Source organism: Kitasatospora sp. LaBMicrA B282, assembly GCF_050325825.1.
Lineage (GTDB): Bacteria > Actinomycetota > Actinomycetes > Streptomycetales > Streptomycetaceae > Kitasatospora.
This window is the reverse complement of the sequence record NZ_JBNQTI010000229.1, coordinates 1-10,035: the sequence shown is the minus strand read 5'-3', so window position 1 is coordinate 10,035 and position 10,035 is coordinate 1. Positions and strand designations below refer to the sequence as shown.

Below are 10,035 nucleotides of genomic sequence, written 5' to 3'. Positions count from 1 at the left end.
CGGCGGCCGCCCGGTGCGCCTGCTCCGGGGTGCGCCGCTCGCGCCGCGCCCCTTCGGCGGCCCGCTGCCAGGCGGGCGCCGCGGGTTCGGTGTCCAGTTCGAGCAGGACCGACTGCCGCGCCGCCGGGTCCGTGGCGAGCCCGACGGGCAGCGCGGCCGGCGTGCCGGGGGCGGCCGACAGGGTGACCCCGGCCAGCACGCCGACGGCGAGCAGCAGCCGGGCGGTCCGGATCCGCCCGGTGCGCCGGTGCTCGGCGTGCCGGTGCTCGGCGTGCCGGTGCTCGGCGTGCGGGTGCCGCCGGGCTGCCCGGTGGGTGGTGGTGGGGCAGCCACGGCGGCGGAAGGGTCGGATACGCACCGACCCAGGATCGGGGGTGGCGGAGAGCGCCGGCCCGGAATCCGGGGGAACGTCAGGCCAATGGCCCAACGGCCCGACGGACTCCCCCGGCAGGCAGGCCCCGGTCAGTGACCGGTGGCACCGCCGTTGTCGCGCCGGTCGAGCGCCCGCTGCAGGGCGGCGACGGCGCCGACCGGCTGCGGCTCGGTGCGCCGCCGGCGGCGGCGGGCGGGGGCCGTGGTGGGGGCGGTGACGGAGTGGCTGGGCAGCAGGTGTGCGGTGGGGGGCATACCGGGCTCCTTGGTCCAGGGAACGCCGAAGGCGGCGTCGGGGGTGAGAGGAGTGGGGTACGCCGGACGGGGATCGCCCGCCGAGGTGCGTACGGCGCGCACGGCCGGGGACTCGGGCCAGACGGTGGGGCCCGGGAGCGGGGCAGTCGGTGCGGCCATTTCACGGTACGCCGGTGCCCCGCCGCTGTCTCTACATTTAGTTGGATTTCCTAGTATCTGAGACGGGAGTCACCCGGACCGCGCAGCACCGGGCCCCGCACGCCGCCCGAACGGGGGATCCTGGGCCCACGAACGAAGCCCACGAACGCGGCCCACGGAAGCCCGCGAACGCGGCCGCGAACGGCCGGAGCCCGGACCGCGTGCAGCGGTCCGGGCTCCGGGACGGGACGGGGTGAGGGGCCGTCAGCCCAGGTCGACCGAGCGGGCGAACCTGGCGCCGATCTCGGCGGCGATCTCGGCCAGCACCTCCTGCGGGATCTCGGTGTCGACCGTGATCGAGGCCAGCGCGTCCTTGGTCTCGCGATCCCGGGCCACCTGCATGCCGGCGATGTTGATGTCGGCGTCGCCGAGGATCCGGCCGAGGGTGCCGACCACCCCGGGGCGGTCCTCGTACTGGAAGAAGGCCATGTGGTCGGTGAGCGCGACGTCCACGTCGAAGCCGTCCACGCCGACGATCTTCTGCTGCTGCTTGGGGCCGGACAGGGTGCCGGAGATGGCGACCTCGCTGCCGTTGGCCAGGGTGCCGCGCACGGTGATCACGTTGCGGTGCTCGGGGCTCTCGCTGCTGGTGGTCAGCCGCACCTCGACGCCGCGCTCCTGGGCGAACAGCGGGGCGTTCACGTAGGACACGGTCTCGGCCACCACGTCCTCGAAGACGCCCTTGAGCGCCGAGAGTTCGAGCACCTTGACGTCGTGCTGGGTGATCTCGCCGCGGACCTCGACGTCGAGCCGGACGGCCACCTCACCGGCCAGCGCGGTGAAGATCCGGCCGAGCTTCTCGGCCAGCGGCAGGCCGGGCCGGACGTCCTCGGCGATCACGCCGCCCTGCACGTTGACCGCGTCCGGGACCAGCTCGCCGGCCAGCGCCAGGCGCACCGACTTGGCCACCGCGATGCCGGCCTTCTCCTGCGCCTCGTCGGTGGACGCGCCCAGGTGCGGGGTGGCCACCACGTTGTCGAAGGTGAAGAGCGGGGAGTCGGTGCACGGCTCCTTGGCGTAGACGTCGAGGCCGGCGCCGGCCACCCGGCCCTCCTTGAGGGCGGCGGCGAGCGCGGCCTCGTCCACGATGCCGCCGCGGGCGGCGTTGACGATCCGGACGCTCGGCTTGACCTTGTGCAGCGCGTCGTCGCCGATCAGGCCGATGGTCTCGGGGGTCTTCGGCAGGTGGACGGTGATGAAGTCGGAGACCTCCAGCAGCTCGTCCAGCGAGAGCAGCTTGACGCCCATCTGGGCCGCGCGGGCGGCCTGGATGTAGGGGTCGTAGGCGACGATCTTCATGCCGAAGGCGGACATCCGCTGCGCCACCAGCACGCCGATCCGGCCCAGGCCCACCACACCGAGGGTCTTCTCGGAGAGCTCGACGCCGGTGTACTTGTTGCGCTTCCACTCACCGGCCTTGAGCGCGGAGTTGGCCGGCGCGATGTTGCGGGCGACCGAGATCAGCAGGCCGCAGGCCAGCTCGGCGGCGGTGACGATGTTGGAGGTCGGCGCGTTGACGACCATCACGCCGGCCTTGGTGGCGGCGGAGACGTCCACGTTGTCCAGGCCGACACCGGCCCGGGCCACCACCTTGAGGCGCTTGGCCGCGGCCAGCGCCTCGGCGTCGATCCGGGTGGCCGAGCGGATCAGGACCGCGTCCACGTCCGCGATCGCGGTCAGCAGCTCGGTGCGGTCGGCGCCGTCGCAACGGCGGATCTCGAAGTCCGGGCCCAGGGCGTCCACGGTGGCCGGGGAGAGCTCCTCGGCGATCAGTACCACAGCGCTTCGGGAGGTCACAGTGCTCACGACAGTTTTCCTTACTGTCCGGTACTCCCCCGCTCACTCCACCAGCACGTGGGCGTGGCCACGTGCGTGGCGAAGGCCGGCGCGGAGCACCGGCGGGCGTGGGGATGGTGGCATGCCGCGTAGGTAGACGCACGACGCTGTGGGCCTGACGCGCACTCGGAAGTGTATCGACGGACCAGGGGGATGCCTGCGCCCGCGCGGCGAAATCACCCGCACGGGATCAGACGGCTTGTACAGCCCCGGACGGCTCGGCACCGCCCGGGCAGTGCCCGGGAACGGAGCCGGGAGCAGCCCCGGGAGCACGGGGGTGCCGCGGGGACGGCCCGGCATCGGACCTCCCCGCGGCACCCGGCGCGCGGCTGGGTCAGGCGTCCTTGACCCAGCTCATCAGCTTGCGCAGCTCCTTGCCGGTGGTCTCCAGCAGGTGCTCCGAGTCGGCGTTCTTGTACTCGTTGTACTTCGGCAGACCGGCCTTGTACTCGGCGATCCAGGTGTTGGCGAAGGTGCCGTCCTGGATCTCCGCCAGGACCTTCTTCATCTCGGCCTTGGTGGCGTCGGTGATGATCCGCGGGCCGGTGACGTAGTCGCCCCACTCGGCGGTCTCGGAGACCGACCAGCGCATCTTCTCCAGGCCGCCCTCGTACATCAGGTCGACGATCAGCTTCAGCTCGTGCAGGCACTCGAAGTAGGCGATCTCCGGCTGGTAGCCGGCCTCGACCAGGGTCTCGAAACCGGCCTTGACCAGGGCGGCGGTGCCGCCGCAGAGCACCGCCTGCTCGCCGAACAGGTCGGTCTCGGTCTCCTCGGTGAAGGTGGTCTTGATGACGCCGGCCTTGGTGCCGCCGATGCCCTTGGCGTAGGACAGCGCCAGCGCGAAGGCGCCACCGGTGGCGTCCTGCTCGACGGCCGCGATGCACGGCACGCCGCGGCCCTCGACGTACTGGCGGCGGACCAGGTGGCCCGGGCCCTTCGGGGCGACCATGCAGACGTCCACGTCCGCCGGCGGCTTGATGAAGCCGAAGCGGATGTTCAGGCCGTGGCCGAAGAAGAGCGCGTCGCCCGCCTTCAGGTTCGGCTCGACGGCCTCCTTGTAGACGTCGGCCTGGATCGGGTCCGGGACCAGGATCATGATCACGTCGGCCTCGGCGGCGGCCTCGGACGGGGTGACCACGCGCAGGCCCTCCTCCTCCGCGGCGGCCCGGGACTTGGAGCCCGCCAGCAGGCCGACCCGGACGTCCACGCCCGAGTCGCGCAGCGACAGCGCGTGGGCGTGGCCCTGGCTGCCGTAGCCGATCACCGCGACCTTGCGGCCCTGGATGATGGACAGGTCGGCGTCGTCTTCGTAGAACAGCTCGGCCACGGTGGGACTTCTCCTTGCGTTGATCGCGTCGGTGCTCTGGCCACCGTACGCGCAGGTGATGGGGGTTCAGGGGTCACGCTCACGGAGCGGGACGGCACGCCGGGCGGGCCGGCGGCCCGGGCGCTCAGGCGGTGCGGTCGAGCGCGCGCAGCGAGCGGTCGGTGATCGAGCGGGCACCGCGCCCGATCGCCACCAGACCCGACTGCACGAGCTCCTTGATGCCGTACGGTTCCAGCATCCGCAGCATCGCCTCCAGCTTGTCCGAGCTGCCGGTGGCCTCGATGGTCACGGCCTCCGGCGACACGTCCACGGTCTTGGCGCGGAAGAGCTGCACGATCTCGACGACTTGGGACCGGGTCTCGTTGTCGGCCCGGACCTTCACCAGGACCAGTTCCCGCTGGATCGCAGCGGACTGGTCGAGCTCGACGATCTTTATCACGTTGACCAGCTTGTTGAGCTGCTTGGTGACCTGCTCGAGCGGCAGGTCCTCGACGTTGACCACGATGGTCATCCGGGAGATGTCCGGGTGCTCGGTCGGGCCGACGGCGAGGGAGTCGATGTTGAAGCCCCGACGGGAGAACAGGGCGGCGATGCGGGCGAGCACGCCGGGCTTGTTCTCGACCAGGACGGAGAGGGTGTGCTTGGACATGGGTCTGTTTCCCTGTTCCTGAGGGGCTGTCAGTCGAGGTCGTCGCCGAAGTCGGGACGGATGCCGCGGGCGAACTGGATCTCGTCGTTGCTGGTGCCGGCCGCGACCATCGGCCAGACCATCGCGTCCTGGTGGACGATGAAGTCGATCACCACCGGACGGTCGTTGATCTCCATCGCCTGCTTGATCACCGCGTCCAGGTCCTCCGGACGCTCGCAGCGCAGGCCGACGCAGCCCATCGCCTCCGACAGCAGCACGAAGTCCGGGATCCGGGTGCCCTGGGCGGGCGGCTCCTTGCCGTCGTGCTCGGGGCCCGAGTGCAGCACGGTGTTGGAGTAGCGCTGGTTGTAGAAGAGGGTCTGCCACTGGCGGACCATGCCCAGCGAGCCGTTGTTGATCACCGCGACCTTGATCGGCAGGTTGTTCAGCGCGCAGGTGACCAGCTCCTGGTTGGTCATCTGGAAGCAGCCGTCGCCGTCGATCGCCCAGACCGCGGCCTCCGGCCGGCCGGCCTTGGCGCCCATCGCGGCCGGGACCGCGTAGCCCATGGTGCCCGCGCCGCCCGAGTTCAGCCAGGTGGCCGGCTTCTCGTAGCTGATGAACTGCGAGGCCCACATCTGGTGCTGGCCGACGCCCGCCGCGTAGATCGCGTCCGGGCCGACCAGCTGACCGATCCGCTCGATCACCTGCTGCGGCGACAACTCGCCCGCCGGCGCGGGCTCGTAGCCCAGCGGGTAGGTCTTCTTCCACTCGTTGAGCTTGACCCACCAGTCGGTGTAGTCGCCCCTGCGGCCGGCCTCGTGCTCGGCCTGGACCGCGACGATCAGGTCCGCCAGCACCTCGCGGGCGTCGCCCACGATCGGCACGTCGGCCGGACGGTTCTTGCCGATCTCGGCCGGGTCGATGTCCGCGTGGACCACCTTGGCGTACGGCGCGAAGGAGTCCAGCTTGCCGGTGACCCGGTCGTCGAACCGGGCGCCCAGGGTGAAGAGCAGGTCGGACTTCTGCAGCGCGGTGACCGCCGGGACGCTGCCGTGCATGCCCGGCATGCCCAGGTGCTGCGGGTGGCTGTCCGGGAAGGCGCCCAGCGCCATCAGGGTGGTGACCACCGGGGCGCCGGTCAGCTCGGCCAGGATCCGCAGCTCGGCGGTGGCGTTCGCCTTGAGCACGCCGCCACCCACGTAGAGGACCGGCTTCCGGGCGTTCACCAGCAGCCGGGCGGCCTCGCGGATCTGCTTGGCGTGCGGCTTGGTGACCGGCCGGTAACCGGGCAGCGAGGTCTCCACCGGCCAGCGGAAGGTGGTGGTGGCCTGCAGCGCGTCCTTGGCGATGTCGACCAGCACCGGGCCGGGGCGGCCGGTGGCGGCGATGTGGAACGCCTCGGCGATCACCCGGGGGATCTCGGCCGGGTCGGTGACCAGGTAGTTGTGCTTGGTGATCGGCATCGTGATGCCGCAGATGTCGGCTTCCTGGAAGGCGTCGGTGCCGATCGCCTTGGAGGCGACCTGGCCGGTGATCGCGACCATCGGGACCGAGTCCATGTAGGCGTCGGCGATCGGGGTGACCAGGTTGGTCGCGCCCGGGCCCGAGGTGGCCATGCAGACCCCGACCCGACCGGTGGCCTGCGCGTAGCCGGTGGCCGCGTGGCCGGCGCCCTGCTCGTGGCGGACCAGGACGTGGCGGACCTTGACCGAGTCCATCAGCGGGTCGTAGGCCGGCAGGATCGCGCCGCCCGGGATACCGAAGATCGTGTCGGCCCCCACGGCCTCGAGCGAGCGGACGAGCGACTGCGCGCCGGTCATCGTCTCGACGACCGCGGTAGCGTCCGGGGACGGGGCGGCCGGGTGGTCCCCGCGGCGGGGGGATGCCGTGTGCTCAGTCATCTGCCTGTCTTCTTTCGCCGGGCGACTGTCCGTTTTCTTCCATTTTCAGGCGAAACGGACTGGCGTTACAACGGTGTTCGGAGGGTGTTCACAGGGTCTTGGTGCAACAAAAAACCCCTCGTGCCCAAAGGCATGCGAGGGGTGGCGCGTCGGCTTGGTGATGGAGTCGGGCAGTGAAGCCCGGGCTCAGCCGACGCGCCCGCCAAGTACGAGAATTCGGGTGCTCATGGCACCGACCTTGCTCCTCGGCGCAGGGCGATGTCAAGCAGGTGGGACGGCCGTCTCGCCATGCGGACCGACGGTCGACCCGCCCGGCGAGCCGCTGGGGGCCCGCCGTTCAGGCGTTTCGTGGCCCGGGTGGTGGTGCGACAGGTAGGGCCCGCCGGTCTCGCCACGGCCACCCGAACGGGTGTCGACGCCCCGCTCCCCGCGCGGTTCGCCGGCCGCCAGGTAGGCCCGCCGGGCCGACAGCGCGCCCAGCGGTCTGGGCAGCGGGTAGACCCGGCGGGCCAGCGCCCGGCGCAACCGGAACTCGTCCAGCGGCTGGGCGAAGGCCAGACCCTGACCATACCGGCAACCCAGCTCCTGAAGCACCGTCACTTGCCGTTCCTGGTCGACCCCCTCGGCCGCGGTGGCCAGCCCCAGCTCCCGGCCCAGCCGCAGCGCGTGGCCGGCCAGCGCCCGGCTGCGCGGGTTCTCGGCCAGCTCCTGGACCAGGGTGCGGTCCAGCTTGAGCGCGTCGAACGGCAGCCGGACCAGGGTGCCCAGCGAGCCGCCGCCGGCCCCGAATCCGGCCAGCGCGGTGCCCACCCCGAGCCGGCGCAGCGCCGCCAGCTTGCGGCCCAGCTCGTCGGCGACCGTGTCCGAGCCCATCCGGGCCAGCTCGATCACCAACCGCTCCGGCGGCAGCCCGGAGTCCCGCAGCGCCCCGGCGACGGTCTCGTGCAGCCCGGGGGCGCAGAGCCGCTCGGCGGTCAGCCGCACGGTGAGCGGCAGGGCGGCGACCGGCGAGCGGGTCGTGCCGCCGAGCGGCGCCGGGCCGCGCTGGGCGGCCTCGGCGATCGCCTGCTGGAGCAGCCACCGGGTGAACCGGCCGGCCGCGTCACCGGCCTCGGCGCCGCGCAGGAACTCGGCCGGGGTGAGCAGCAGGCCCTGCGCCGAGCGCCACCGGGCGATCGCCTCCAGCCCGGCCACCGCCCCGGTGCGCAGGTCGACCACCGGCTGGTGGAGCAGCGCGAAGCTGCCCTCCCGCACCGCGAGGCGCAGCCGGTCGTCCAGCTCCCGGCGGCGCTCCACCTCGCTGCGCATCGCCGGGCTGTAGAGCACCACCCGGCCCTTGCCCTCGGACTTGGCCCGGTACATCGCCAGGTCGGCGTCGCGCATCAGCTCGTCGGCCAGCGTGACCACCTCCGCCCCCGGCTGCCCGTACGGGTCGAGCTCGCGCGGGCCGAAGGCGATGCCGATGCTGGCCGCCACGCCGAGCTCGGTGCCGCCGATCCAGTACGGCTCGGAGAGCGCCAGGCGCAGCCGCTCGGCCAGCTCCTGCACCCGCAGCTTGCCCAGCGGCCCGCAGACCAGCACCGCGAACTCGTCGCCGCCGAACCGGGCCACGGTGTCCCCGGAGCGCACCGTGGCCTGCAGTCGGCGGGCGGCCTGCACCAGCAGCTGGTCGCCGACCTGGTGACCGGCGCTGTCGTTGACCGCCTTGAAGCCGTCCAGGTCCAGGAAGAGCACCGCGACCGTGCCCGGCTCCTGGTACGGGTGCTCGCGCGGGGCCTCCCCGCCGACCGACCGGGTGTCGAACGGCCGGTCCCCGCGGCCGCCCAGCGCGGCCCGCAGCCGCTCGGCGAAGAGCGCCCGGTTGGGCAGGTCGGTGAGCGGGTCGTGGAAGGCGTTGTGCTGCAGCTGCGCCTGCAGCCGGACCCGCTCGGTGACGTCCCGGCTGTTCAGGATCAGCCCGTCGCGGTACCGGTTGACGGTGGACTCCACGTGCAGCCACTCGCCGCCGCCGGCCTTGATCCGGCACTCCACCCGGGCGCTCGGCTCGCCGCTGCGGGCCGGCGGGGTGTGGGTGAGCTGGCGGGCCAACCGCTGGCTGCGGGCCAGGAACCGGCGCACCTCGCCGACCACCCGGTCCGCGTCCTCGGGGTGCACCAGGTCCAGCAGCCGGCCGCCGACCAGTTCCTCCGGATCGCGGCTGTAGACGCCGAGCGCGGCCGGCGAGACGTAGGAGAGCACGCCGTTCGCGCCGGTGATCATGATGACGTCGCTGGAACCCTGCACCAGTGACCGGAAGTGCGCCTCCTTCTGCGCCAACTCCTGGGCCAGCGAGAGGTTGTCCAGCAGCATGATGCCCTGACGGACGATCAGTGCCAGGCCCACGGTGCAGGCCACCACGATCACCACCCGGTCCATCGGATGCCCCCCGAGAGCGTTGTAGAGGATGCCGGCGGTGCAGACCGAGGCGGCGGCGTACGGGGTCAGCGCACTGAAGGTGGAGGCCACCCGGCGCCGCGGCGTGCCACCGGCCGAGGGGTGCTCGCGGCTGGGTCGCCCGCGCCGCCAGCGGCTGGACCACGGGGCGAACGCGAGCAGCAGGCTGCCGGCGAACCAGCCCGCGTCCAGCAGGTCGCCGGAGTGGTAGCTGTTGTGCAGCTCCGGCGTGGTGAACAGGCCGTCGCAGACCACGGTGACCGCCAGGCCGAGCATCGCGGTGTGCACCGCGACCCGGTTGCTGTCCCGGCTGCGGAAGCGCAGGCCGACCACCAGCGAGACCATCACGATGTCCAGCACCGGGTAGGCGAGCGAGAAGCCCATCCGCAGCGGGTTGCCGGACTCGCCCTCGGCGGTGCGGCCCAGGGCCAGGCTCCAGCTGAGCGTGAAGAGCGAGCCGGCCACCATCCAGGCGTCCAGCAGCAGGCAGAGCCAGCCGGCCGCGCCGCGCGGCCGCTGGGCCAGCACCAACAGGCCGGTCAGCGCCAGCGGGGCGAAGGCCAGGAAGGCGTAGTCGGCCAGCGAGTCGGGCGGCAGCTCCCGGCGCAGCACCACCTCGTACCAGCCCCAGGTGCCGTTGCCGACCGCGACGGCGGCCGAGGAGAGGCCGAACAGCAGCCAGGCCGGCCGGGTGGAGCCGGGCACCGTGCACCCGTGCGCCAGGCAGGAGAGCGCGGCCGCGAGCGCGGCCCCCGCCAGCCCGAAGTCGCCCATGAACAGGGCCAGCGAGGGCGAGCCCCAGTCGGTGGCGGCGCCGAGCGCGTAGCCGGCGCAGAGCAGCACGACCAGCAGTCCGGGTGTCCGGGCGCCGCGCGGCAACGGCCGGGCGGGCGGGGCCTGCCCCGCACAGTGCGGGCGGGCGGGCAGCGCGGGGGCGCGGGTCGCGACGTCGGCCGGGCTCACCGGGTACCTCCCCCTCCGGTCCGGGGTGTCGGTGCGGGGGCCGCCTTGCGGACGGGTCCGGGCGGCCGGCGGTGGCCGAGCGGCCGGGAGCGGCCGACCGACCGCGGGCGACCGGG

The 10,035-nt window shown here is 72.9% G+C and carries 7 protein-coding genes; all 7 read right to left on the bottom strand.

Translation table 11 applies throughout. The features are described from left to right. A partial coding sequence (locus tag ACQRUO_RS36060) for a hypothetical protein (protein ID WP_428320392.1) occupies positions 1-358 on the bottom strand: 358 nt, incomplete at its 3' end. 104 nt (positions 359-462) lie between these two features. Next, positions 463-627, bottom strand: coding sequence for a hypothetical protein (locus ACQRUO_RS36055; RefSeq protein ID WP_428320391.1), 165 nt, complete (start codon positions 625-627; stop codon positions 463-465). Positions 628-1,029: 402 nt separating this feature from the next. After that, entirely contained in the window at positions 1,030-2,622 is a 1,593-nt protein-coding gene (serA, locus tag ACQRUO_RS36050; protein ID WP_428320393.1) for a phosphoglycerate dehydrogenase, read from the bottom strand. 373 nt (positions 2,623-2,995) lie between these two features. Continuing rightward, a complete protein-coding gene (ilvC, locus tag ACQRUO_RS36045; protein ID WP_428320390.1) occupies positions 2,996-3,991 on the bottom strand; it encodes a ketol-acid reductoisomerase in 996 nt (331 codons plus the stop codon). 124 nt (positions 3,992-4,115) lie between these two features. Beyond that, positions 4,116-4,640 (bottom strand): acetolactate synthase small subunit, encoded by a 525-nt coding sequence (ilvN, locus tag ACQRUO_RS36040; RefSeq protein ID WP_428320389.1) that lies wholly within the window; start codon positions 4,638-4,640, stop codon positions 4,116-4,118. A 29-nt stretch (positions 4,641-4,669) separates the two neighbouring features. Next, positions 4,670-6,523, bottom strand: coding sequence for an acetolactate synthase large subunit (locus ACQRUO_RS36035; protein WP_428320388.1), 1,854 nt, complete (start codon positions 6,521-6,523; stop codon positions 4,670-4,672). A gap of 261 nt (positions 6,524-6,784) precedes the next feature. Further along, positions 6,785-9,919, bottom strand: a complete 3,135-nt coding sequence (locus tag ACQRUO_RS36030) for a putative bifunctional diguanylate cyclase/phosphodiesterase (RefSeq protein ID WP_428320387.1) — start codon at positions 9,917-9,919, stop codon at positions 6,785-6,787. Between the last annotated feature and the right edge of the window lie 116 nt (positions 9,920-10,035).

Coding starts and splice junctions, on each gene's coding strand:
- ACQRUO_RS36055 (WP_428320391.1), bottom strand. CDS start 627: ATGCCCCCCACCGCACACCTGCTGCCCAGCCACTCCGTCACCGCCCCC.
- ilvN (WP_428320389.1), bottom strand. CDS start 4,640: ATGTCCAAGCACACCCTCTCCGTCCTGGTCGAGAACAAGCCCGGCGTG.
- ACQRUO_RS36035 (WP_428320388.1), bottom strand. CDS start 6,523: ATGACTGAGCACACGGCATCCCCCCGCCGCGGGGACCACCCGGCCGCC.